The following is a 504-nucleotide window of genomic DNA, read 5'->3' as shown; positions in this document are numbered from 1 at the left end:
CGGTGAATGATGCGCCGGTCACCGGTAACGACAGCGCCACCACGGCAGAAGACACCCCGGTGACCGTCGATGTACTGGCGAACGATGCTGATGTGGACGGTAATCCGCTGACGGTCACCGCCGCGACCGCCGGCAACGGTACGGTGGTGATCAACGCCGACGGCACCCTGACCTATACCCCCAACTGCCAACTTTAACGGCACCGACACCGTGACCTATACCGTCAGCGACGGGGCCGGTGGCGTGGTCACCGGGACGCTGACCATTACCGTGACCGCAGTGAACGATGCGCCGGTGACCGGTAACGACAGCGCCACCACGGCGGAAGATACGCCGGTGACGGTGGATGTACTGGCGAACGATGCTGATGTGGACGGTAACCCACTGACGGTGACCGCGGCGACGGCCGGTAACGGTACGGTGGTGATCAACGCCGACGGCACCCTGACCTATACGCCTAACACCAACTTCAACGGCACCGATACGGTGACCTATACCGTCAGT

2 protein-coding genes are annotated in these 504 nt (G+C 62.9%); both read left to right on the top strand.

All coding sequences use genetic code 11. The annotated features are described in order from the left end of the window. The coding region (locus tag DXXMK7_RS22890; protein ID WP_202960844.1) for an Ig-like domain-containing protein at positions 1-197 on the top strand (197 nt) is incomplete at its 5' end. A gap of 13 nt (positions 198-210) precedes the next feature. Further along, positions 211-504, top strand: a 294-nt coding sequence (locus DXXMK7_RS22885; RefSeq protein ID WP_202960843.1) for an Ig-like domain-containing protein, incomplete at its 3' end; no start/stop codon positions are given.

The sequence above is a fragment of the Dickeya sp. MK7 genome, assembly GCF_000406305.1.
Taxonomy (GTDB): Bacteria; Pseudomonadota; Gammaproteobacteria; order Enterobacterales; family Enterobacteriaceae; genus Dickeya; species Dickeya fangzhongdai.
The sequence above is the reverse complement of the archived record's forward strand: the minus strand, read 5'-3'. Positions and strand labels throughout refer to the sequence as shown.